The following is a 23555-nucleotide window of genomic DNA, read 5'->3' as shown; positions in this document are numbered from 1 at the left end:
TCTCAGCGGCGCGGGTCGTAGGTGGCGTCGATGTGCTCGGCGACCGCGACGACCAGCAGCCGCGTACCGGGCACCGTGGCCCGCCAGCGGTGCCGCACCCCGCCGGACAGGAAGAGGGTGTCGCCCTGCTCCAGCCGGTACGCCTGTCCCTCGGCCTCCACCTCGGCGGCGCCCTGCGCCACGTACATCACCTCGTCGTTGCGGTGCTGGAACTCGCGCCCGAGGTCCAGTTCCCCGGTGAACTCCAGGGCGCTGAGCTGATGGCGTCCGCGCACCACCCGGCGTACCCCGTCGCCCTCGCCCGCGCGCACCACGGCGACGGCGCGTGCCGAGTCCGCGGCGGCGCGCAGCCGGGCCGTGGTGGTCTCCAGGGCTTCGGCGACCCGGTCCAGGGACCGGGCGCTGGGCCGGGCCCGCTCGTTCTCGATCTGGCTGAGGAACGGCACGGACAGACCACTGCGGTCGGCGACCGCGGCCAGTGTGAGCCCCAGGGTTCTGCGCCTTCGGCGGACCGCGGCGCCCACGCGGAGTGCTTCCTTCTCGTCCATGTCCGGCTCCCTCCCGACTCGTCATCCTTCCGGCTGCCAGCACATTACGCATACGGTTGCGCAAGGTCGGCCGGATGGTGAACGTCCGGGAACCCGGAAAGGGCGGGCCCGCCGTCGGCGGTGCCCACCCTTCCAGGTGCCTCAGGGCCTGCGGAAGGCCCTACTGCGGAGCCATCTTGTCCACGATGCCCGGATTCGTCTCCATCCAGGCCTTCACGGCCTCTTCCTCGTGCCCCGCGCCGTGCTTCTGGATCTGATTCTCCAGTCCGGCGAGCTGGTCCTCGCTCAGCTTGAAGTTCTTGAACCACTTCGTCAGCTGCGGGTAGTTCTTCGGGAAGTCCTTGGCCGCGATGGTGTGCAGCCGGTCGCCGTCGCCGAAGGCCTTCTCGGGGTCCTTCAGCTTGGTCATGCCGTACTCGCTGTACGCCCAGTGCGGGGTCCAGAGCAGCACCGCGATGGGCTCCTTCTTGGCGTACGCGCGCTTCAGCTCGGCGAGCATGCCGGGCGTCGAGGAGTCGACGACCTCGTACTCCTTGTCCAGGCCGTAGGCCGGCAGGACGTTCTTCTTGAGGTTCTCCATCGTGGCGGTGCCGGGCTCGATGCCGACGATCCGGCCCTTGAACCGCGAGCCCTTGCCCTTGAGGTCGGCGAGGGACTTGACGTCCTTCACGTAGGAGGGCACCGCGACCTCGATCGATGTCGGGCCGTACCACGATCCGAGGTCGCTCAGCTTCGAGCCGTACTTCTCCCAGTAGTTCTTCTGGGTGTACGGCAGCCAGCCGTCGAACTGCACATCGATCTGGCCGCGCGACATCGCGGTGTACATCGGACCGACCTCGAACTGCTTGAGGTTGATCTTGTAGCCACGCTCCTCCAGGACGGCCTTCCACAGATACGTGGCGGCGATGTCCTCCTCCCAGGGGAACCAGGCCATCTCGACGGCGCGGTCGCGCTCGTCCTTGCCGTTCGCGCCCTTGGCCGTGCCGCCCTTGGCGACCGGGGTCCACTTGTCGGCGACGCCCGGATTGGCCTTCAGCCAGGTGCGGACCGCCTCCTGCTCCTTGCCGGAGCCGGACTTCTGGATCTGCGCCTCAAGGCTGGTGAGCTGCTCCTCGCTCATCTTGAAGTTCTTGAGCCAGCTGCCGACCTCGGGGTTGTCGGCGGAGAAGCCCTTGCGGGCCAGGGTGTGGATGCCGTCGCCCTTGCCCCAGAGGTTCTTGGGGTCCTTGAGCTTGGTGAGCTCGAACTGGTTGTACGCCCAGTGCGGCGACCAGAGCGGAACGACGATCGGTTCCTTCTTGGCGTACGAGCGCTTCAGCTCGGCCAGCATCGACGGCGTGGAGCCGTCGACGACCTTGTACTCCTTGTCCAGGCCGTAGCCCGGCAGGATCTTGTCCTTGAGCAGGCCCATCTCGCCGGCGCTCGGCTCGATGCCGACGATCCGGCCCTTGAACTGCGAGCCCTTGCCCTTGAGGTCGTCCAGCGACTGGACGTCCTTCATGTACGAGGGGACGGCCAGCTCCAGCGAGGTGGGGCCGTACCAGGAGCCCATGTCCTCCAGGCGGTCCTTGTACGTCTTCCAGTAGCTGGCGTGGGTGACCGGGAGCCAGGAGTCGGTCTCGAAGTCGATCTGGCCGTTGGCCATACCGGTGTAGAGCGCGCCGGCCTCGTACTGCTTGACGTCGACCTCGAAGCCGCGCCGCTCCAGCATCTCCTTCCAGAGGAAGGTGGAGGCGATGCCCTCGTCCCACGGGATGTAACCCATGCTGATCTTCTTGCCCGCGCCGATGTCCGAACCGTCGGCGGTGCTCCTGGCCTTGTCCGACCCGGAGGAGCCGAAGATGCCGAGGGCACCGGCGACGAGCGCGAGGACGACGACGCCGGAGACCGCGACGACGGGCTGCGGGCGGTGGTTCCAGATCTTGAATCCGCCGGCCATGGCCTGCGCCCTGGCGAGCGCGCGGCGGGCGAGCGGGGAGACCTCGCGGCCGAGCGCGCCGGTCATCCGGTCCAGGTACATCGCCACGATGACGATGGAGATGCCCGCCTCGAAGCCGAGACCGACGTCCACGTTGCCGATGGCGCGGTAGACGGCGCCGCCGAGGCCGCCGCCGCCGACCATGCCGGCGATGACCACCATGGACAGACCCAGCATGATGACCTGGTTGATGCCCGCCATGATCGTGGGCAGCGCGAGCGGCAGCTGGACCCGCAGCAGCGTGTTGCGCCTGGTGGTGCCGAACGCCTCGGCCGCCTCGACGAGCTCGCCGTCGACCTGGCGGATGCCGAGCTCGGTCATCCGGACGCCCGGGGGCAGCGAGAAGATGATGGTGGCGATGATGCCGGGCACCACGCCGACGCCGAAGAAGATGACGCCGGGGATCAGATAGACCATGGCGGGCATGGTCTGCATGAAGTCCAGGACCGGCCGGGTCACCGCGCTGACCGTCTTGGAGCGGGACGCCCAGATGCCCAGCGGTACGGCCAGCACCAGCGCGATGATGGTGGCGACGAGCACCAGGGTGAGGGTGTCCATCGCCTCGTCCCACAGCTCGACGGAGTCGATGACGGCGAAGCCGACGAAGGCGAGCACACCGGCGAGCAGGCCGCGCAGCCACCAGGCGATGACCGCGACGATGCCCGCGAAGAGCAGCGGGGCGGGGGCGGAGAGTACGGCGGCTATGCCGTCGAACATATTGCTGACGATCGAGCTGATCGCGTCGAACAGCCAGGCCAGATGGGTCTGCAGCCAGTCGACGGCGGAGTCGACCCAGTCGCCGAGAGGGAGCCTAAACACTGGCCACCTTCTTCGTGCCGGCCGCGCCGGGCTCGACGTCCTGCGGGACCTCGGTGGGGGTCATCGGCTCACCGAGCACGGCGAGCAGCCGTGCGCGGGGTACGACACCGACGAGCTTGCCCCCGGCGTCGGTCACGGCGACCGCCACTCCGCTCTGCGAGCAGGGCGTGAAGAGTTCGATGATCGGCGTGGACTCGGTGACGGTGGCCGGGGCGGCCGCGAGCACATCGGCCGCGGTGCGCAGTTCCTTGCCGTCGTCCGTGCTGGTGCCCATGACGGTGTGCGGTTCGGCCATGATGGCGCCCGCGGTCAGCACCCGGGTCCGGTCGACATCCTGGGTGAAGGAGGCGACGTAGTCGTTGGCCGGGGTGACGAGGATGTCCTCGGCGGTGCCGAGCTGGACGATCTTCCCGTCGCGCATCACGGCGATGCGGTCGCCGAGGCGCATGGCCTCGTTGAGGTCGTGGGTGATGAAGACGATGGTCTTCTTCAGCCGCTTCTGCAGTTCGAGCAGCTGGTCCTGCATGTCGCGGCGGATCAGCGGGTCGAGTGCGCTGAAGGACTCGTCCATCAGCAGCAGGTCGGCGTCGGTGGCCAGGGCGCGGGCCAGGCCGACACGCTGCTGCATGCCGCCGGACAGCTCGTCGGGCCAGGACTTCTCCCAGCCGGCGAGGCCGGTCAGCTCCAGCGCCTCGGCGGCGCGCTTCTCGCGCTCGGCACGCGGCACACCCTGGACTTCCAGGCCGTATCCGGCGTTCTCCAGCACACTGCGGTGGGGGAAGAGCGCGAAGTGCTGGAACACCATGCTGATCTTGGAGGAGCGGACATGGCGCAGTTCGGCGGGGCTCAGGGCGGTCAGGTCCTGGCCGTCGAAGAGCACGCGTCCGGCTGTGGGCTCCAGAAGGCCGTTGAGCATGCGCAGCAACGTCGACTTTCCGGACCCGGACAGACCCATCACGACGAAGATCTGTCCCGGTTCGACGGTGAACGAGGCGTCGATCACCGCTGCGGTCGTTCCGTCGGCGCGCAGCTCGTCGCGGTCGGTACCGCTTTCGAGCTTCTGCACGGCTTGATCGGGTCGTCTGCCAAACACTTTGTACAAGCGTTCAGCTTGCAGCCTTGACACATACACCTCGCGGGTTGAACCGAAAAACGGTCTGCCACCCCCTCCGGCAGACCGTGGAGCGGCGCGGATTCGGTCCGCATGGCACGTGCACTGGTTGAAACCGGTACGTGATCCGCTCCGGCTGCGCGCCTGCCCCCGCTTACACAACCCAAACACAAGAGTGATACAGGTCACATATGAACGGATGGTTGCCGCCACCCGTCCCCCGGCCCTCCGCACCCCTGACGGACGGTGTCCGCGACGGCCGGTGTCAGCGGTGTGCGGCATCATCGGGGTGTGACGCGACGCCTGATGCTCCTCGACACCGCCTCCCTCTACTACCGCGCCTACTTCGGGGTCCCCGATTCGGTGCGCGCGCCGGACGGGACACCGGTGAACGCCGTGCGCGGCCTGCTCGACTTCATCGGACGCCTGGTGCAGGACCACCGGCCGGACGACCTGGTCGCCTGCATGGACGCGGACTGGCGGCCCCACTGGCGGGTCGAGCTGATCCCCTCGTACAAGGCGCACCGGGTCGCGGTGGAGACCGCCGAGGGACTGCCCGACGAGGAGGAGACCCCGGACACCCTGGCCCCTCAGGTGCCGGTCATCGAGGACGTGCTCGACGCGCTCGGCATCGCCCGGGTCGGCGTCGCGGGCTACGAGGCGGACGATGTGATCGGCACGCTCAGCGGCCTGGCCGCCGGCCCCGTGGACATCGTCACCGGCGACCGGGACCTCTACCAGCTGGTCGACGACGCCCGCGGGGTACGGGTGCTCTACCCGCTGAAGGGCGTCGGCTCGCTCCAGCTGACGGACGAGGCGTGGCTGCGGGAGAAGTACGGGGTGGACGGCTCCGGATACGTCGATCTGGCCCTGCTGCGCGGCGACCCGAGCGACGGGCTGCCGGGCGTCCCCGGCATCGGCGAGAAGACCGCGGCGAAGCTGCTGGACGCCTTCGGCGACCTGGCCGGGATCATGGCCGCCGTCGACGACCCGAAGTCCAAGCTGACACCGTCGCAGCGCAGGCGGCTCGACGAGGCGCGGGACTACGTGGCCGTCGCGCCGAAGGTGGTCCGGGTCGCCGGTGACGTACCCCTGCCGGAATTCGACCCCCTGCTGCCCGCCGGGCCGCGCGATCCCGCCGCCCTCGAAGCCCTCGCGAAGCGGTGGGGGCTGGGCGGTGCGCTCCAGCGCCTGCTCTCCACTCTGCGCGACTGAGGTGCTAGCTTAGGTAAGCCTAAGCACATCGGAGCAGGGAGAACCTCGTGGCAGAACGACCGGCACGGCAGGCACCCAAGGCGCAGGGGGCCCAGGTGGTGCGTACCGAGCAGATCACCCCGCACATGGTGCGCGTGGTGCTCGGCGGCGAGGGCCTCGCCGGCTTCGGGCTCTCCGGGTTCACCGACCACTACGTCAAGCTCTGCTTCGCCCCCGAGGGCGCCGACTACGCGCACCCCTTCGACATGGCCCGGATCCGCGAGGAGCAGCCGCGGGAGCTGTGGCCCACGACCCGTACGTACACGGTACGTTCCTGGGACCCGGTCGCCCGGGAGCTGGCGATCGACTTCGTGGTCCACGGCGACGAGGGCCTCGCCGGGCCCTGGGCGATGCGGGCGGTGCCGGGCGAGCAGGTGACCTTCCAGGGCCCGGGAGGCGGTTACGGCCCGGACGCCTCGGCGGACTGGCACCTCCTGGCGGGCGACGAGAGCGCGTTGCCGGCCATCGCGGCGGCCCTGGAGCAGATGCCGGCGGGCGCGGTGGTGCACGCGTTCGTCGAGGTGGCGGACGCGGCGGAGGAGCAGAAGATCGTGACGCCCGACGGCGTCGAGGTGACCTGGCTGCACCGCGGGGAGCGCCCGGTCGGCGAGGCGCTGACCGCCGCCGTGAAGGAGCTGGAGTTCCCCGCGGGCGAGGTCCAGGCGTTCATCCACGGCGAGGCGGGCTTCGTGAAGGAGATCCGCCGCCATCTGCGCCTGGACCGCGGGATCCCGCTCCCCCGGCTGTCCATCTCCGGCTACTGGCGGCTCGGCCAGAACGACGACGCCTGGCGCTCGGTCAAGCGCGAGTGGAACGCACAGGTGGAGCGCGAGCAGGAGAGCGCCGCGTAACACCGGATCGCACCCGTACGCCCCGGCCGCCGGCCGGGGCGTACCCGCGTTCGGGGCACCGGGTCACCCACCGGCGCCCCGCACCTGCGCCCCGTCGCCATCCGGACCGCCCGCGTCGTCGCCGCCCGCACCGCCCCCGTCGCCCCCCTCGTACGCACGCGCGGACGCGTCCGCGTGCGCGAGCCGTCGCAGCGCGCCGAACATCGCCTCCCCCAGCACCGTGCCCACCACCACGCTCTCCACCAGGTCCTCGCGCGCCACCCGCCGTCCCACGTAGTCGAGGTCGGCCCGCGCGACCGGTTCGGCGGCGGCCGCGTAGTCGTCGAGCAGCTCGACGAACCCCCCGTGCCCGGCCCGCCGCAGCGCGACGATCACCTCGGCCAGGGACTCGCCCGCCGGGCCGTGCGCCTCGGCCCGCCAGCCGCGCCGCGCCAGCAGCTCCGCCACCTCTTCGCGGGCGTCCTCCAGCTCGGGCCCCGGCCCGTCCCCGTGCACCGGAGCGAGGCGCTTCGCCGCGGCGCCCAGCACCTTGTGCACCGGCTGCGCCGGATCCTCGACCACCCGCAGCACATCGCCGATGGCGGCCAGCGAGAGCCCTCCGACATCCAGCAGGGCGCGGATCAGCCGCAGCCTGCGCTCATGGTCCGAGTCGTAACTCGCCTGGTTCGGGCTGGTCAACTGCCCTGCGGGCAGCAGCCCTTCACGTACGTAGAACTTGATCGTCGGTACCGGGACTCCGGACCTGTTGCTCAACTCGCCGATGCGCACCGCGTGTTCTTCCTTCCGCCCTTGCCAACCCCCCGACCCATCATAGATAGTTCCGCTATCGGATAGCGGAAAGTGCTGCTATCCATAATCCCTGAGGGGCTCTCATGTCTTCCTGGCGTTCCTGGCTCGGCCGTTAGTCCTCTTCGCCGCGGCGATGGCCGTCATGACGATCGTCTCGGCCATCGGCCTCATAGTCGACGACCGGGTCCTGGTGGGCGCGGCGATATGGTTCAAACCGTTCAAATTCGCAGCCTCGTTCGCCGTGTACGCACTCGCCCTCGCCTGGATGCTGACGCTGGTCACCCGTGGCCGACGGGTCGGCTGGTGGGCCGGGACCGTGGTCGCGCTGTCCAGCCTGGTCGAGATGGCGATCATCACCGGGCAGGTGGTCCGCGGGAAGCGGAGCCACTTCAACCACGCCACCCCGTTCGACGAGACGCTGTTCAGCGCGATGGCCGTCACCGTCGTCATCCTGTGGACCAGCACGCTGGTCATCGCGATCCTGCTGCTGCGCGCCCGTATCGCCGACCGCGCCTCCGCCTGGGCGATCCGCTCCGGCGTGCTGCTCGCCCTGGTGGGCGCCGGATTCGGTTTCCTGATGACCCGGCCCACCCCCGAGCAGCGGGCGGCCGGGAACCTGGACACCGCCGATGTGATCGGCGCGCACTCCGTCGGCGTACCGGACGGCGGCCCGTCGATGCCCCTCACCGGCTGGTCCACGACCGGCGGCGATCTGCGCATCCCGCACTTCATCGGGATGCACGCGCTCCAACTGCTGCCGCTCTTCCTGCTCGCACTGGGCTCCCTGGCCCCGCGCTTCCCGCGGCTGCGCGACCCGCGGGTCCGGCTGCGGCTGGTGCTGGTGGCCTCGGCGGCATACGCGGCGGTCGTCGCGCTGGTCACCTGGCAGGCGCTGCGCGGCCAGCCGCTGATCCACCCGGACGGTGCGACGCTCGGTGCCGCCGCCCTGATCGCGGTCGCGAGCGCCACCGGCGCCTTCGGGGCGCTGAGGCCGGCTCCCGTACGACGGCGGACCGGCCCGGATTCCGGCTCCTGCTCCTGCTCCTGCTCCTGCTCCTGCTCCGACGCGGACTCCGGCACCGCTTCCGGTTCCGTTTCCGCTTCCGCTTCCGCTTCCGCCCGGAAGGAGCTCGCGCCATGACCGGTGCCCTCTTCGAGATCTCGTTCTTCCTGGCAGCCCCGTTCTGGCTGCTGATGATCCTGGCGCCCGGCTGGCGCCCCACGGCGCGCATCGCCGCCTCGCCGCTCACCGTTCTGCCCGTGCTGGCGCTCTACCTGATCATGGCCGTACCCGTCTTCCCCGAGCTCTGGGACGCGGTGCGCAGCCCCGACATCGACACCTTCCGCGATCTGATGGCGCTGGCGAACGGGGCGGGGGCAATCTGGGCGCAGGTGATCGCCTGGGATCTGCTGCTGGGCCAGTGGATGTTCCTGGAAGGGCGCCGACTGGGCGTCTCCCCGCTGGTGATGGGGCCGTTGCTGGTGCTGACGATCCTGCTCTCGCCGTTCGGGCTGCTGCTCTTCCTCGCGCTGAGGGCGGTACTGAAGTCGAGGACCCGGCCCGGGGATTCGGCCCCGGACCGGGTCGGCGGTACGCCGCTGTCGTAGGTGCGCCCGTCAGACGGACTTCTGGTACGAGCGGAACGTACGGGTCGACAGCCCGACCGCCACCACCGCGAGGACCAGAAGGGCTCCCCCGCGGCTGAGCACCACACCCTGGTCCGGGGCGCCACTCAGCGCCGAACGGCCCGCCACCATCGCCCAGTTGACCGGGTTGAAGTCGGCGATGTGCCGCATCCAGGACGGCATCTGGCTCGGGGCCATGAAGGAGGAGGAGAGGAAAGTCAGCGGCAGCAGCAGAAAGGTGTTGATGCCGATGATCGACTCTCGGCGGCGGACCAGCATGCCCAGGGCGTTGGAGAGCGCGCCGAAGACCGTTCCGAGCAGCACTGAGGCGACGACCAGGATCAGCAGTCCGCCCACGCCGCCCGGGTAGGTGGCCCCGGCGACCCGGCCGAGCAGCACGATGATGACGGACTGTACGGCGGTGCTGATGCCGTTCTGCACGACATTGGCGTTCATCAGCGCGTTGCGGCTGACCGGTGTCGTCAGGAAACGGTTGAGCGTGCCCCGCTCGATCTCCTCCAGGGTGCCCATCCCGGCCCACATGCTCGATCCGAGCGCGCTCATCACCACGATGCCCGGGATCAGGTAGTCGAGATACGACGTGGTGCCGAAGCCGCCGAGCTCGACGACCTTCTTGAAGAGGTTGCCGAACAGGAACAGCCAGATCACCGGCTGGATCAGGGAGATCACCAGAAAGACCGGCTGCCGGATGATCGCCATGAGCTGACGCTGAGTCATGTACCAGGTCTGGGCGAGTGCTTGACTGCTCACCGGGTGCCTCCGGCGGGGGTCGGGGCGGGGGTGTTCCCGGCATCCGCGGCTTCGGCCTCGGCGAAGCGGCGTCCCGCGTAGCGGAGATAGACGTCGTCGAGGGAGGGGCGGGCCACGGTGGCGGCGGCGACCGCCGCGCCGGCCCGCTCCAGGGCGGCGAGCAGGACGGGGACGGCCGCGGCGCCGTCCTCGGCGCGTACGCTCACCCGGCGGCCGTCGACCAGCACCTCGTGCACACCGGGCAGTCCGGTCAGCGCGGCGGTGGTCACCCCGGTGTCGCCCTCGGTGCGCAGCTCCATGTGGACGGCGTCGCCCCGGAGTTCACCCTTGAGTTCGTCGGGGGTGCCCTCGACGACGATCCGGCCGCGGTCGACGATCGCGATCCGCTCGGCGAGCCGGTCGGCCTCCTCCAGGTAGTGCGTGGTCAGGACGATGGTCAGCCCCTCGTCGCCGGCCAGCCGGGCGATCTCGTCCCACATCGCCGTACGGGCCTCGGGGTCGAGTCCGGTGGTGGGTTCGTCGAGAAAGAGCACCTCGGGACGGTGGACCAGGCCGAGCGCCACGTCGAGGCGCCGCTGCATCCCCCCGGAGTACCCCTTGACCTGGCGGTTCCCCGCGTCGGCGAGGTCGAAGCGGTCCAGCAGCCCATCGGCGCGACGCCGGACGGCCGCGCCCCGCATCCCGTACAGCCTGCCCTGGAGCAGGAGGTTCTCCCGGCCGGTGGCGACCGGGTCGGCGCCGGACTTCTGGGCGACGACGCCGATGGCGCGGCGGACCCGGTCGGGGTGGCGCAGCACGTCGTGTCCGGCGACGGTCGCGGTGCCGGAGTCGGGGCGGGCCAGGGTGGTCAGGATCTTGACGGTGGTGGACTTGCCGGCGCCGTTGGGGCCGAGCAGTCCGAAGACCGTGCCGGCCTCGATGGTGAGGTCCATGCCGCCCAGGGCGGTGACATCGCCTGGATAGGTCTTGATCAGATTTCGCGCCGCTACTGCGGGCGCGCGGGTGCTCATGACAGAGCTCTCCTGTGGTCGGCGGGGTGCTCGGGTGTACCGAGCACTCGGGCATGCCGAGCCGATCCGCGTGAAGAGCGCCGGGCTATCCTTGGTGTGCCGCACCTCGATCGCCCGGCTCGCCTCCACGGCGTGACCGGTTCGGGGTTCGAGACCCCGGCGGTCGCTGCTCCAACAGCTCCCGCCGGGGTCTTTCCCTGTCTGGTTCCTGCGTCCAGGGCCTTTCGTTCGGATCCGGCCTGATGCAAACGAAAGGCCCTAGCCGTTCCGCCCCGGGTCCAGGACGATCTCCTGTTCGTCCAGGTCCTGCCAGTCCCTCGGGACTTCACCGGTCTCGTGGAAGGACTTCCACTCCTCGATCCCGCTGATCGTCTCGTCGGTGAGTTCGGTGCGGAAGTTCCTGATCCACTCCAACTGTGCGTCGACCATGTGCAGTTGGTATTCGGTCTCGATGACGAAGACGCGGGGCAGTTTCTCCCCCAGCTGACCGAGGACACCCCGCAGGGCCGCCGCCTGGATCGCCAGCGCCGCCCCCCGGGTCTCCATCAGCTCCGCCACGCCCTGCGGCGGCAGCACCGGCAGCAGCGACAGCGCCGTCTCGAAGACCGGGTATTCGGCGGCGGGGACGGCGAGCAGATCGGAGAGCCAGTCCAGCATCTCCGCACGCCCGGCCTCTGTGATGCCGTAGAGCGTGCGCTCGGGGCGGTTGCCCTGTCGCTGGACGCCGGCCACCTCCACGTACCCGTGCTTCTCCAGGTTCTGGACGACGGTGTAGAGCGAGCCGAAATTGATCTTGACGCTGTGTTCCTTGCCGCGTCGCCGAAGCGTCTGGGCGATCTCGTACGGGTGCATGGAGCGCTCGGCGAGCAGCACCATGACCGTCAGCGCCAGCGGATTGCCGAGCTTGCGCCGCTTGGCCACCGTCCACACCACCCATCCCTCGCCGTCGAATACTCGCGAGCGAACATATCGCGTTCACCCAGACGCGTCAACCACGATGTATCGCGAATTCCCGACCGCGTGGAAGGATCTCACCCACTGACCGTTTTGTACCGCTACCGCCTCCGGAGCGCCGCCGGAGAGCCGAGGCGCCGCCTGGGAGGCAGCCCGCGTGAAAGAAGCCGATGCGCAACGCCACGGAACCTCACGGGCCGAGGGGACGCGCGGAGCCCGCACCGCCCTCGCCGCGCTCGGCGGACTGATCGCCGGGTTCTGCGCCCTGGCCGTCGCACAGCTGGTCTCGGCCCTCGTGCGTCCCGAGGCGGGGCCGGTCACGGCCGTGGGCGGGGCGGTCATCGACCGCTCTCCCCCGGCCCTGAAGGAGTTCGCCGTACGGCATTTCGGTACCGGCGACAAGCTGGTGCTGCAGCTGGGCATCGTGGTGCTGCTGGCGGTCTTCGCCGTGGCGGTCGGAGTACTGGCGCTGCACCACCGCCGTACCGGATCGGCGGCCGTCCTGGTCTTCGGCGTGGTCGGGGCAGTGGCAGCGGTGGGGCGGCCGGAGGGCAGCGCGCCCGACGCGCTGCCCTCGGTGGTGGGCGCCGCGGTGGGCGCCTGGGTGCTCTTCCTCCTGGCCGGACGGCTGGCGACGGCTCCCCGTCCGCCGCGCGCGACGGAGGAGGCGTACGGCGCCTACGACCGCCGCGGCTTCGTCATCACGGCGACCGTGGCGACGGCGGTCTCGGCCGCCGCGGGACTCCTGGGGCGGCGGCTCACCTCCTCCGTCCAGGCCGGGGCCACCGCCTCACGTCATGACCTGGTCCTGCCCGTACCCGATTCCGCCGCCCCGGCGGTCCCGGCCGGCGCCGATCTGCGAATCCGGGGGCTGAGCCCCTTCATCACCCCGGCCAAGGACTTCTACCGGGTGGACACGGCCCTGGTCGTGCCCCGTCTCGACGCGGCCGGGTGGCGGCTGAGCATCCACGGCGAGGGTGTCGCCCGGCCCGTCACGGTCGGCCTCCACGACCTGCTGCGCCGGAAGACCATCGAGCGGGACATCACGCTGGCCTGCGTCTCCAACGAGGTCGGCGGCCCGTACGTGGGCAATGCCAGGTGGATCGGGGTACGGCTGGCCGATCTGCTGCGCGAGGCCGGGGTGCGGCCGCCGTCGGCGGGCGGGCCCGCCGACCAGCTCGTGGCGCGATCCGTCGACGGCATGACGATCGGCACACCGGTCGAGACGGTCATGGACGGGCGCGACGCGATGCTGGCCTTCGGCATGAACGGCGAGCCGCTGCCCTTCGCGCACGGCTTCCCGGTCCGGATGGTCGTCCCCGGTCTGTACGGATACGTGTCGGCCTGCAAATGGATCGAGGACATCGAGCTGACGACGTTCGACGCGTACGACGCCTACTGGGTCAGGCAGAGCTGGGCCCAGCAGGCACCGGTCAAGACCCAGTCCCGGATCGACACCCCCCGCGCCCTCGCGTCCCCGAAACCCGGCACCGTGCCGGTGGCCGGGGTCGCCTGGGCGCAGCACCGCGGCATCTCGCGGGTGGAGGTCCGGGTGGACGGCGGTCCGTGGCACCCGGCCCGGCTGGCGGCCCAGGACAGCAAGGACACCTGGCGCCAGTGGGTCTGGAAGTGGCCGGCCACGTCGGGCCGCCACACCCTCGAAGTCCGGGCGACGGACGGCACCGGCGCCACCCAGACCGGCCGGCGGACCGGCACCGTGCCCGACGGCGCGACCGGCTGGCACTCGGTGGTGGTCGACGTCTCCTGAGCCGGGGCGCACCCCCACGGTGTACGGGAGGCGGGCGTCGTCCGTACGCTGACCGGATGAATCCTCCGGACCACGTGGAACGGCAGGACCGGGTGGCGGGCGCCGTCGTCGGTTCGGCGGTGGGTGACGCGCTGGGCGCGCCGTTCGAGTTCGGCCCCGCCGGGGTGTACACGGCCCGCTTCCCGGACGGCGTCGGCACGATGTGCGGGGGCGGCGGCTGGGATCCGGGTGAGGCCACGGACGACACACAGATGGCCGTCCTGGTCGCGGAATCCCTGCTGGAGCGGGGCGGCCTCGACCTCCCCGACATGTTCGGCCGGTTCTGCCGGTGGGCGGCCGGCGATCCGAAGGACATCGGGCTGCAGACCGAGACCGTCCTGACGAGCGGGGACGCGTGGGATCTCGCGGCGGCGCTGCACTTCCAGGTCGACGGGCGTGCGGCGGGCAACGGTTCGCTGATGCGGGCGGCCACGTCCGCCGTGCACTTCGCCGCGGAGGGCCGGACGGCGACCATGGACGCCGCCCGCCGGATCGCCGCGCTGACCCATGGCGACCGGGCCGCCTGGGAAGGCACCGCCGTGCTCCACGAGCTGATCCGGGTGGCACTGGACGGCGACGATCCGCTCTCCGCCGTCCCGGGCGCGCTGGACGGCGTGCACGAGGACCACCGGGAGCGCTGGGCCACCGTCCTCGCGCCGGACTGGCACCCGGAGGCGGCGACGGAGTTCAACGGTGCGGTCTGGCCGTGCCTGGGCACCGCGCTGTGGGCGCTGCGCACCACGGATACGTACGAGAACGCCCTGGCGGCGGCGGTCGACGTGGGCGGGGACACCGACACGGTCGCCGCCGTGACCGGCGGTCTGGCGGGCGCGATGTACGGCTTCGGCGCGATCCCGGCGCGCTGGACGGAGCCGCTGCACGTGCCGCTGCCGGGGTACGGGGACCGGGTGCTGCGGACGCCCGGCCTGGTGTCCCTGGCGCGGCGGCTGGACGGAGCCTCGCCGTGCGCGGTTCCCGCGGAGTCTCACGTGGCCCCTGCGGCGCCTCGTGCGCTTCCCTCGGATTTTCGCGAGTCCTGAATCTACACATAAGGGCGGTATAAGCGCAGAATGGCATAGCAGGCTGCTTATCGCACAGAAGTGGCGGGTTGGCCTGCAGGAGCGAAGGAGACGAACCCCATGTCAAACCTCTCGCACACCGGCCGTGACATGGCCAGTCACCCCGATGTTTCCGAAATGCGTGATCGCTATGCCCGCATGCTCGGTGGCCGCGATGTGGCCCTGGTGGACGCACCGGTGTTCCTCGTCGGTCTCTACTGCGCCATCTCGCCGTGGGTGCTGCACTTCACGGCAAGTCAGCCCACCCTCGCGACGCACAACCTGATCATGGGTATCGCGATCGCCGCGCTGGGCCTCGGGTTCACCGTCATGCCGGAGCGCATGTACGGCCTGAGCTGGGCCATCTGCGCCATGGGGGCCTGGACGATCATCTCGACGTGGATCGTCGGCAGCAGCCCCGACCTCGGCATCGTCCTCAACAACGTCATCATCGGCGGTCTGACCGTGCTGCTGGGACTGGCCTGCGCCGCCGTGTCCATGAAGAGCGGCAAGCGCGCGGTCTGAGGAAGGGACCGCCCGAAAGGGATCGCTCGGCCGGGACCACTCGGCGAAAGGGACTGCCCGGTCGGCCCGCGGGAGCGGACCGGCCGGGCGCCGGTGTGTTCCGGCCCGTGGGTCAGCTCCGCCGGAACGGCAGATAGTCCACGTCGTACCCGAAGTACCGCGGACCGGCGAGCGCCAGGCCGCCCGGGGTGGTCCAGCGCGGGTCGCAGGGGGCCGCGAGGACGCTGACGCGCAGGCCGTAGCGCAGGCCCTCCGTGGTCACCGGGTCGCCGGTGTCGGTGTCCAGCACGCAGATGAGGTCGGGCGTGGTGGCGACCGTCTCGCCGTCGCGGGTGGCCAGCAGATGCTCGTTCTGGAAGCCGAGTTCCAGCACCCGTCCCGTGTCGTCGCCGATGCCCTCGATCCGGGCGCTGCCCCGGGCGAAGCCGCCCTGGGTGCGGCGGCTCACGTCGATCACCTTGCCGGTCAGCAGATGCCTGCCGGACAGCATGGTGCGGGCCGCGCGCACCGGGTCGGTGTGCGCGGCGCGCGCCTCGCGCACGGCGGAGCCGAGCCGTTCGGCGAGCGTCAGCGTGGCGGGGACGAGCCCGTCGGCGAGCTGGTCGCCCCGCATCACGGTGTCGGCGCTGGAGATCTGACAGCCGAGCTCCACGCAGACCGCCCGCGCGATGCGCTCGGCGGCGTGGTTGGAGACGGCGTCGACGATGATGCTGTTGCCCTTGTCGTCGGCGAGCGCCATCGGGGTGTTGGCCACCCCGATCAGACCGGGCAGCACCATCTGCGCCTCGGGAAAGGCGCGGCCCATGGCGTCGCCGTCGACCAGCGGCAGCCCCGCCTCGGCGGCGCAGGCGATGGGCAGCATGGAGTTGACGCCGCCGACCTCGATCGGTGCGATGTGGGTGGCGGCCCGGCCGATGTGCTTCTCCAGGGCGCGCAGGGCGGCCACTTCCTCGCCGCCGGCGGGGACGCGTTCCAGCAGCACGGTCGGCGCACCCATCCCCGAGACGGGTACCACGGTCGCGTCGGCCGGCACCTCGTCGAAGGCGACGAGCCGGACCGGGCCGTGCTTGCGGATGGCCTCGCGGGCCAGCAGCTTGCCTATGTACGGGTCGCCGCCCCCGCCGGTGCCGAGAATGCCCGCGCCGCGCGCGATGTCGTCCAGGTTGTCGAGGTTGATCTCACGCATGTGACGCTGCTCCATGGGTGTCGCGCGCCCCGGCCGGGGCGCGGGTGCTGCCGATGCCGTTCAGGTCGAGATCGCCGACCGCCTTGACCCGGATCCGGGTCGCACCGCCCGGCAGATAGGCCAGCGGGACCTCCTCCACGTCGACGATGCGGACCGTGCCGGGCCGGGCGCCCGCGCTCTCGGCCCGGCCCACGGCCTCCTCGCGGGCCTCGGCGAGCACCGAGTCCCGGCGCCCCTCCGGGACCTGGAAGACCCGGTCCACCTCTCCGCCGACCTGGGCGATGGCGGCGCCCACCGCGTTGGCGACGTCGAAGTGGCCGGGGCGGCGCACATCGTCGAAGCCGGGCAGGGCCGCGGGCACCAGCACGCTGCCGCCGCCCACCGCGACGACCGGCAGCGGCCCCGCCGAGGTACGCATCCGGTCGACGGTCTCCGCCAGCCGCTCGGCGATCCGGTCGAGCGCGCGGGTGGTGAACTCCGGGTCCAGATGGGCGACCCGCGAGCGGTCGCCGATGTCGGCGCGGCCCGCGGCCACCGCGAGGTCGGTCGCCGTCAGGGTCGTACCACCGAAGACCAGCGCCTCCTCGGTGAGCCGGAATCCGACCGAGCGGGGGCCGGTCTCGCCGTCCGGCGACACCAGGGAGCCGCCGCCGATGCCGAGCGAGAGGACGTCGGGGATACGGAAGTTGGTACGGATGCCCGCGGCCTCGCTCTCCCCCGCGGCCTCGCGCGGGAAGCCACCGGCCAGGATGCCGACGTCCGCGGTGGTGCCGCCGACGTCGACGACCGCGCAGTCACCGAGTCCGGACAGGAAGGCGGCTCCGCGCATCGAGTTGGTGGGCCCCGACGCGAAGGTGGCCACCGGGTAGGCGCGGGCGAAGTCCACGTCCATCAGCGTGCCGTCGTTCTGCGACAGGAAGAACGGGGCGGTCAACGACACCTCGGCGAGCGATTTGGCGAACGACTCCACGATCGCGGTCGCCAGGTCCCGCAGGGCCGCGTTGATGATCGTGGCGTTCTCGCGGGCCAGCAGTCCGACCCGGCCGAGTTCGTGCGAGAGCGAGAAGTGCACGCCGGGGCCCAGTTCGGCGCCGAGGATCTCGGCGGCCCGGCGCTCGTCCTCCTCGGCGACCGGGGAGAACACCGACGAGACGGCCACCGAGGTCAGTCCGCGCGCGGCGATGTCGGCGGCGGTGCGCTTCAGTTCCTCGGGGTCGAGCGGAGACAGCGGCCGTCCGTCGAACTCCCGGCCGCCGTGGCAGAGATAGCCGTGCCCGCCGACGGCCGCCCGCTGGCGCTCCGGCCAGTCGGTCATCGGCGGCAGCGCCGCCGTGGCGGGCAGGCCGAGGCGTACCGCAGCGACGGGTGCGAGCCGGGCGCCCTCGATCAGCGCGTTGAGGAAGTGGGTCGTGCCGATCATCACGGCGGTGACGGCTTCCATCGGCGGATCGAGTGCCCGGATCGCCGCGGTCACGCCGGAGGTGATGTCGGAGGTGGTGGGGGTCTTCGCGGTCGCGACGATCCGGTCGTCGTCCCCCAGAAGGGCGGCGTCGGTGTTGGTGCCTCCGACGTCGATTCCGATGCGCATGGTGTGTCTGTCTTTCGTAGGGGGTTTCATGGCGGGCTTCGTAAGGACGGGGATGTCAGGCGGCGGCCTTCGACGACCGGGCCGTGCCCGATTCCGCCTCGATCGCCGCCGCGGGACGTACGGGCTGTTCGAACGGCAGCTCACGGGCCCCGCGCACCAGGCCGAGCTTGCCGAGGACGACATAGCCGAGACCGGCCAGCAGCAGGGAGTCGAGCGCCGGGATACCCCACCACTGGTAGCGGTCGCCGAGCCAGCCGAACAGGGAGGCGGCGGCCCACAGGGCGATCGTGGCGGGCACCCAGCTGGGTTCGGTCTCGGGCAGCCGGCCGGCCGCGCGCGAGGCGTCCAGCTGCGGCCGCCACTTCTTCACCACGAAGTACTCGGCGACCATGATTCCGGCGACGGGCGGGGTGAGGACACCGAGCACGGTGAGGAAGTCGGTGAACCGGTCCAGGATTCCGGCGGCCGCGGCGAGGCTGCCGAGCACACCGATCGTGACGGTCGTGCCGACCCGGTTGAGCCGGACCTTGAAGAGCGCCTCGAACGCGCCGATCAGGCCGAGCGACGAGGAGTACAGGTTCCAGTTGTTGATCTTCACGGTGGCGGAGACCAGGACGACGACGCCGATGACACCGGAGGAGGACGTGATGATGGCGATCAGGTCGGAGGACTTCACCGCGTAGGCGAGCAGCACGCCGCCCAGACCCAGGACGTACTCGCCGAGGCTGATACCCACCACCGTTTGCTTGACGACATCGCCGGTGTTGCGGTTGAAGCGGGTCATGTCGGGGGTGGTGACCGCGCCGACGATGTACGAGCCGGCGACTACGGTCGCACCGGTGGCGATGGACATGTGGGCGCCGAACGGCGCCGAGGCCACCAGGTCACCGACATTGTGCCGGGAGAACTCGACCATCATCGCCCAGCCCGCGAGGCCGAGGAAGGCGGGCACGGTGACGAACGCGGTCCAGCCCATGGCGCGGAAGCCGCGCAGTACGAGCGCGGTGACTCCGAGCCCGCAGATCAGGCACCAGGCCCAGACCGGCAGCGCGGGCACGATGGAGTGCAGCCCGGCCGCGAACACCGCCGTCTGCACACCGAACCAGCCGAACAGGCTGACCGCGATGACGAGTCCGATGAGGGTGGAGCCGTAACGGCCGAAGCCGGTCCAGCGGACGAGCATCGAGGTGGACAGGCCCTCCCGCATGCCGGCGATGCCGACGAATATGCAGACGATCTCCAGGATCACGGAGCCGAGCGTGAACGCCCAGAAGGCGCCCCAGAAGGAGAGTCCGGCGCCGAGCGCGGCGCCCAGCAGGAACTGCGTCAGGTCGGAGAGCTGGCCGAAGCGCTGCACCGCGACGTTGAACCAGGAGTAGCGGGCCGCGCGCGGCACCCGCTCCAGCGGGTAGTCCTCGTCCTGCTGCCGAGTCTGTGCCTGGTTCTGCGCCTGGTTCTGCGCTTGCGTCCGTGCGGATGGCTCTTGATGCACATCGAACTGCTGGGTCATGGGGACGGGTCCTCGGGTGAGCGGGCGGGCAGGAGGGCGCAGCAGCACGGCACCGGGCTGCTCCGGAGGGGAGGGGAAGGGGCGTCGAGCGGGGTTCAGAGCGGAAGGGGAGGCCCGACGGCGCGGGCCCGCAGGAGCACCGCACCGGGCAGATACGGCACCGGGAGGTCCGGCTCCGCGTGGGTGCGTACGCGCCTGGGATCGGCCCCTGCCCGTACGGCACCGGCTCGGGCCAGGTCCCGTACTTCGTCGCGTACGACGTCGAGCCGCCGGCCGGGGCCCCGGCCGTCGAGCCGCCGGCCGGGGCCCCGGCGGACGATGCGGTCGCAGTGGCCGCCGACCGGGCTGGCCGCGGCGCCGAACGCCCCGGCCACGCCGCCGTGTTCGGGCCGTACGACGTCGAACCCGGCCAGCGCTCCGGCGGGTACGCCGCCGGCACCGCCGCCGACCAGGATCAGCGGGAGGGGCCCGGCGGCGGGGCGCATCCGGTCGGCGGCCTCGGCGAGTTCGCGGTGGGCTTCGGCGCGCACGGTGATCAGGTCGGGGAAGCGCAGGCTGACCGGGACGCCGCCGATGCGTTCGCCGGGTCCGGCCTCCTGCGGGTAGCCGCCGGTCAGCGCTCCGACCTGGGCGCGGCGTTCACCGATGTCGGCGACCACGGCGTCCCGGAGCCCGGCCAGGAGTCCGGCGCCGCGAATGGTGCAGGCGGGTCCGCTGCCCAGGCTGAGGCCGGGCTGGCGGCGCAGGTACTCCAGGCTCATCAGCGTGCCGTCGCTGCGGGTGACGAGGACGGCGGCGCCGGGGGCGAGGCCGAGGCGGGGCAGGGTGGCGGTCAGCTCGTCGGCGACCCGGGCCACGAGCACGGACAGGGCGGCGTCGAGCACCGTGGCGTTCTCGCGGGCCAGCAGGTCGAGGGTGCCGACGTCGCTGGAGAGCAGGACGGTCGTCTCGGGGCCCGTCTCGGCGCGCAGGATCTCGGCGGCCTCCCGCTCCTGGCCGCCGTCGACGGGCGAGAACACGGCGGTGACGGCGAAGGCCTCGGCGCGCCCGGCCAGCGAGGCGCCGAACCGGGCGACGGCGTCCCGGTCGAGCGGGGTGGTGTCACGGGGTGCCAGACCACCGCCGCCCCGGACGTTCGCGGTGCCCGCGCACACGGCGTCGCGCAGCGCCCCGGGCCAGCCGAAGAGCGGCCGCACGGCGTCGGCGGCGGCGCCCCCGACCCGCAGCACTCCGACCCGGGCGAGCCCGTCCCGCTCCCTGACCGCGCGGGCGGCGACCCGCAGGCCCACGGCGAGCTGGGTGGCCCGGCCGCGCAGCTCGGCGGGGAGCGCGCGGACGGCGGCGGCGAGCGATCCGACGGCGTCACCGGTCACCGAGGGCACCTTGACGGCCCGCACCGCCCGGTCGCCGTCGAGGAGCACGGCATCCGTGTTGGTGGGCCCGACGTCCACTCCGAGGATCATGGCGTGCCTCCCGGGAACCGGCGTTCGCCCGCGGCGTCCGGAAGACCGGCGAGGCCGAAGGCGGACGGGCCCGCCAGCCGCAGGCCCTCGGGCGTGTACCAGGCGGGGTCCGAGGGGAGCGTGACGAGGTGGACGCGCAGCCCGTAGCGGACCTCCTCGACCGGGACGGCCCAGCCGGTCCTCACATCGACCAGGGCGATGACGTCCGGTACGACGGCCAGCGGGGTGCCGTCCTCCAGGGCCGCGACGAACTCGCTGCGGGCCTCGACGAGCACCAGCCGGCCCGCGTCGGGGCCGCCGCCCTCCAGCAGGACACCGGTGGCGTCGTCGCCGTCGGCGCCCTCGGTGGCGTACCTCCGGACGGACGAGACCTTGCCGGTCAGCAGCGGCGCCGGACCCTCGCCGCGGCCGAGGGCCAGTGCGCGGGTGACCGATCCGGCGACGGCGTGCCGGGCCGCCTGCCCGGCGGTGAGGGGGTAGTCGGTGGACGCGGCGCGCCCGCCGAAGGCGACGACGGCGGCGCGGGCGAACTGTTCGAGGTGTGCGCCGTCGACGTCGTCGACCACGACGGTGTGCCCGTGCTCGTCGGCGAGCACGGCCGGTCCCGGGCGCAGTCCGGCCAGTTCGAGAACGTTCTGGTCCATGCGGGGAAAGGCCCGGCCCATCGAGTCGGCGTCGAGCAGCGGCAGCCCCAGCCGGGCCGCCCAGGCGACGGCGACGCAGCCGTTGAGGCCGCCGATCTCGCTGCTCATGACCGCGGCGACCGGGGCACCGTGCAAGGCCTCGAAACGGGTGCGCAGCCGGGCGGGTTCGTCCCGGCCGCCGATCCGTTCGGCGGCGACGGCGGGCGACCCCACGAGCCCCACGGGCATGACGAGCGCTTGGGCGGGGAGTACGGCCGGGTCGACGACGGGCACCGGACCGCACTCCTCGATCGCCTGTCCGGCGACGGGAAGGGTCACATCGGCGGGTCCGCCGCCCCCCGATCCGAGGACGGCACAGCCCCGCGCGAAGTCGGCGAGTGCTTCGGCGTCCACGTGCATGAATCCCAGCGTACGAAGACGGATCGCGCTCCCCATGGGCCATCGGCCCGTGATTCCGCGGCCGGGTGTGCGCGCAGCACACCGGCTTGCAGCACACTGGAGGGATGGCGAACATCCTGGAACTCCTCTCCTCCCCCGGACTCGACGCGGTCCGCCCGCTGGTGGGCCCGCTCGACGCGGTGGAGGTCACGGGGGTGCGTCTGGAGCCGCGTCCGGACCGGCTCGCGGCCATCCCCGCCGGGACGGTCGCCGTGCTGCTGGCCGCGGTGCCGGGGCATCTGCTGGATGTGGCGGTGCGGGACGCGGCCGCGGCGGGGGCCGCCGCGCTGGTCCTGACGGGCGTGACCGAGGCACCGCGTGGGCTGCCCGCCGAGGTGACGGCCACGGCGCGGGCGCTCGCCGAGCGGGGCCGGGTCGCGGTGCTGTACGCCGACGGGGACCTCGCGGCTCTGGTGGTGGCCGTGGAGCGGGCGGTGGCCGGGTCCGCGGCGGACGCGCTGGCCCGGGTCGCGGCGGCGGCGCGGGAGGTGACGGCCGTCGCGGGTGACCCGGACCGGGTGGCCGCGGCGGCGGGCCGCGCCCTGGGCGTACCGGTGGAGCTGCGCGCCGCGGGTCCGGGCGAGGAGGGTGCGACCGCCGCGGGCCCGGACGGTGAGATCCGGCTCGCCGCCCCCGCCCGCCCCGGTCACGCGGGGGCGGCGGTGCGCTCCGTCCTCGCGCTGGCGGCCCTCGCCGCGGCGGGCGGCGGGCACGGCGACGTTCCCGTGCGCTCCCGGGGCCGACTGCTCGCCGAGCTGCTCGTGGCCCCGCAGGACCAGGCCGCCCGGCTGGCCGCCCGGGGCCGGGCGCTCGCGCTGCCCGTGGACGGCTGGCACATCGCACTGCGGGTGGAGGCGGGCGGCCTCGACGCCTCGAACCGGCCGAAGGCCCTGGACGCGGTCATGTCCCAGGCGCTGACCCTGCTGCGCACCTGGGACGGGGCGGCGCCGCTCCCCGGCACCGCCGCCCCGTCCGCCCCCGCGCCGCAGGTCGCCGACACCGTCCAGTGGAACGCCGCGCTGGTCGACGACGCCCTGGTCCTGCTCAGCACCTGGCCCGCCGACCCGGGGTCGGACGGGCGGCGCGCCACCCTGGCCCGTGCCCGCCGGGTGGTGGACCGGCTGGCCGGACTGCGCCCGGAGGCCGGTCTGCGCTGCGGCGTGGGCTCGCCGCACCGGGGCCCGCTGGGCATCCGCACCTCCGCCCGCGAGGCCCGTGCCGCGGTGCCGCGCGGTGCCGGGCCGGTGGTGGCGGCGCATGACGCGGTGGGCCTCGACCGGATGCTGCTGGAGTGGTACGCCTCCGACACGGCACGCGAGGCGGTCAGCGAACTCCTCGCCCCGGTACTGGCGTTGGGCCCGGAACGCGCCGAGCCACTGCTGCGCACGCTGCAGGGATACCTGGACCACAACAACTCGCCCGCCCGCGCCGCCGACGCGCTCCATCTGCACCGGAACGCGGTGGGGGCCCGCATCCGCAAGATCGTCCAGCTGACGGGAGCCGATCTGAACGAGCCGGATGTCCGCCTCGCCCTCCAACTGGCCTGCCGCGCGGGCCTGTCCGCTCCCCCGAACGAGCCGGGCCCGCCACGGACGCCCCCGGCCCCGGCGCACCGGACCTGAGGA

20 protein-coding genes are annotated in these 23555 nt (G+C 72.1%); 8 read left to right on the top strand and 12 right to left on the bottom strand.

Going from position 1 to position 23555, the window contains the following annotated elements; translation table 11 throughout:
• Positions 1 to 2: 2 nt before the first annotated feature.
• The 3 genes from OG520_RS32425 to OG520_RS32415 all read right to left on the bottom strand — a co-directional run bounded on the left by OG520_RS32425 (position 3) and on the right by OG520_RS32415 (position 4411).
• Entirely contained in the window at positions 3 to 548 is a 546-nt protein-coding gene (locus tag OG520_RS32425) for a helix-turn-helix domain-containing protein (RefSeq protein WP_266421699.1), read from the bottom strand.
• 160 nt (positions 549 to 708) lie between these two features.
• Positions 709 to 3345, bottom strand: a complete 2637-nt coding sequence (locus tag OG520_RS32420; protein ID WP_406015483.1) for an ABC transporter permease/substrate binding protein — start codon at positions 3343 to 3345, stop codon at positions 709 to 711.
• Positions 3338 to 4411, bottom strand: coding sequence for a glycine betaine/L-proline ABC transporter ATP-binding protein (locus tag OG520_RS32415; protein WP_406015482.1), 1074 nt, complete (start codon positions 4409 to 4411; stop codon positions 3338 to 3340). Before OG520_RS32415 ends, OG520_RS32420 begins: the two co-directional genes overlap by 8 nt.
• Positions 4412 to 4762: 351 nt before the next feature.
• Here OG520_RS32415 and OG520_RS32410 point away from each other — a divergent pair, with 351 nt between their 5' ends.
• Both OG520_RS32410 and OG520_RS32405 read left to right on the top strand, forming a co-directional pair.
• Entirely contained in the window at positions 4763 to 5671 is a 909-nt protein-coding gene (locus OG520_RS32410; protein WP_406016624.1) for a 5'-3' exonuclease H3TH domain-containing protein, read from the top strand.
• Positions 5672 to 5718: 47 nt separating this feature from the next.
• On the top strand, positions 5719 to 6561 hold the full coding sequence (locus tag OG520_RS32405) for a siderophore-interacting protein (protein WP_406015481.1): 843 nt from the start codon (positions 5719 to 5721) through the stop codon (positions 6559 to 6561).
• 63 nt (positions 6562 to 6624) lie between these two features.
• Here the strand turns inward: OG520_RS32405 and OG520_RS32400 are convergent, their stop codons facing one another.
• The gene (locus OG520_RS32400; protein ID WP_406015480.1) at positions 6625 to 7329 is read right to left on the bottom strand and encodes a MerR family transcriptional regulator; all 705 of its coding nucleotides are present in this window, start codon (positions 7327 to 7329) and stop codon (positions 6625 to 6627) included.
• Between the two features lie 154 nt (positions 7330 to 7483).
• On the opposite strand from OG520_RS32400, the gene OG520_RS32395 reads away from it, so the two are divergent.
• On the top strand, positions 7484 to 8491 hold the full coding sequence (locus OG520_RS32395) for a hypothetical protein (RefSeq protein ID WP_406015479.1): 1008 nt from the start codon (positions 7484 to 7486) through the stop codon (positions 8489 to 8491).
• A complete protein-coding gene (locus tag OG520_RS32390) occupies positions 8488 to 8958 on the top strand; it encodes an ABA4-like family protein (RefSeq protein WP_399330080.1) in 471 nt (156 codons plus the stop codon). The genes OG520_RS32395 and OG520_RS32390 overlap by 4 nt, the downstream gene beginning before the upstream one ends.
• A gap of 9 nt (positions 8959 to 8967) precedes the next feature.
• Here OG520_RS32390 and OG520_RS32385 read toward each other — a convergent pair whose 3' ends face one another.
• The 3 genes from OG520_RS32385 to OG520_RS32375 form a co-directional block, all read right to left on the bottom strand.
• Positions 8968 to 9714, bottom strand: a complete 747-nt coding sequence (locus OG520_RS32385) for an ABC transporter permease (RefSeq protein ID WP_406016623.1) — start codon at positions 9712 to 9714, stop codon at positions 8968 to 8970.
• Between the two features lie 29 nt (positions 9715 to 9743).
• Positions 9744 to 10757 (bottom strand): ATP-binding cassette domain-containing protein, encoded by a 1014-nt coding sequence (locus OG520_RS32380; RefSeq protein ID WP_406015478.1) that lies wholly within the window; start codon positions 10755 to 10757, stop codon positions 9744 to 9746.
• A gap of 258 nt (positions 10758 to 11015) precedes the next feature.
• A complete protein-coding gene (locus tag OG520_RS32375) occupies positions 11016 to 11678 on the bottom strand; it encodes a PadR family transcriptional regulator (RefSeq protein WP_406016622.1) in 663 nt (220 codons plus the stop codon).
• 190 nt (positions 11679 to 11868) lie between these two features.
• Here OG520_RS32375 and OG520_RS32370 point away from each other — a divergent pair, with 190 nt between their 5' ends.
• The 3 genes from OG520_RS32370 (at position 11869) to OG520_RS32360 (ending at position 15101) form a co-directional block, all read left to right on the top strand.
• On the top strand, positions 11869 to 13479 hold the full coding sequence (locus tag OG520_RS32370; protein ID WP_406015477.1) for a molybdopterin-dependent oxidoreductase: 1611 nt from the start codon (positions 11869 to 11871) through the stop codon (positions 13477 to 13479).
• Positions 13480 to 13535: 56 nt separating this feature from the next.
• Entirely contained in the window at positions 13536 to 14558 is a 1023-nt protein-coding gene (locus OG520_RS32365) for an ADP-ribosylglycohydrolase family protein (RefSeq protein WP_406015476.1), read from the top strand.
• 99 nt (positions 14559 to 14657) lie between these two features.
• Positions 14658 to 15101 carry an SPW repeat protein gene (locus OG520_RS32360; RefSeq protein WP_266421673.1) on the top strand — a complete coding sequence of 148 codons (444 nt, stop codon included), beginning with the start codon at positions 14658 to 14660 and terminating at the stop codon, positions 15099 to 15101.
• 112 nt (positions 15102 to 15213) lie between these two features.
• Here OG520_RS32360 and OG520_RS32355 read toward each other — a convergent pair whose 3' ends face one another.
• From OG520_RS32355 to OG520_RS32335, 5 genes are all read right to left on the bottom strand, one after another.
• Complete coding sequence (locus OG520_RS32355) at positions 15214 to 16287, bottom strand: DUF917 domain-containing protein (RefSeq protein WP_406015475.1); 1074 nt, start codon at positions 16285 to 16287, stop codon at positions 15214 to 15216.
• Positions 16280 to 17875, bottom strand: a complete 1596-nt coding sequence (locus tag OG520_RS32350; RefSeq protein WP_406015474.1) for a hydantoinase/oxoprolinase N-terminal domain-containing protein — start codon at positions 17873 to 17875, stop codon at positions 16280 to 16282. Before OG520_RS32350 ends, OG520_RS32355 begins: the two co-directional genes overlap by 8 nt.
• A 55-nt stretch (positions 17876 to 17930) precedes the next feature.
• On the bottom strand, positions 17931 to 19385 hold the full coding sequence (locus OG520_RS32345; protein WP_406015473.1) for a purine-cytosine permease family protein: 1455 nt from the start codon (positions 19383 to 19385) through the stop codon (positions 17931 to 17933).
• A 95-nt stretch (positions 19386 to 19480) separates the two neighbouring features.
• On the bottom strand, positions 19481 to 20848 hold the full coding sequence (locus tag OG520_RS32340; RefSeq protein ID WP_406015472.1) for a hydantoinase/oxoprolinase N-terminal domain-containing protein: 1368 nt from the start codon (positions 20846 to 20848) through the stop codon (positions 19481 to 19483).
• Positions 20845 to 21891, bottom strand: a complete 1047-nt coding sequence (locus tag OG520_RS32335; RefSeq protein ID WP_406015471.1) for a DUF917 domain-containing protein — start codon at positions 21889 to 21891, stop codon at positions 20845 to 20847. Before OG520_RS32335 ends, OG520_RS32340 begins: the two co-directional genes overlap by 4 nt.
• Before the next feature lie 104 nt (positions 21892 to 21995).
• Here OG520_RS32335 and OG520_RS32330 point away from each other — a divergent pair, with 104 nt between their 5' ends.
• Positions 21996 to 23552 (top strand): PucR family transcriptional regulator, encoded by a 1557-nt coding sequence (locus tag OG520_RS32330; protein ID WP_406015470.1) that lies wholly within the window; start codon positions 21996 to 21998, stop codon positions 23550 to 23552.
• The last annotated feature ends 3 nt before the right edge of the window (positions 23553 to 23555 follow it).

Origin of the sequence: Streptomyces sp. NBC_00984 (assembly GCF_045162475.1) — a bacterium.
Lineage (GTDB): Bacteria > Actinomycetota > Actinomycetes > Streptomycetales > Streptomycetaceae > Streptomyces.
Note: the sequence above shows the minus strand (reverse complement) of the source record. Positions and strands in the feature narration are given on the sequence as shown.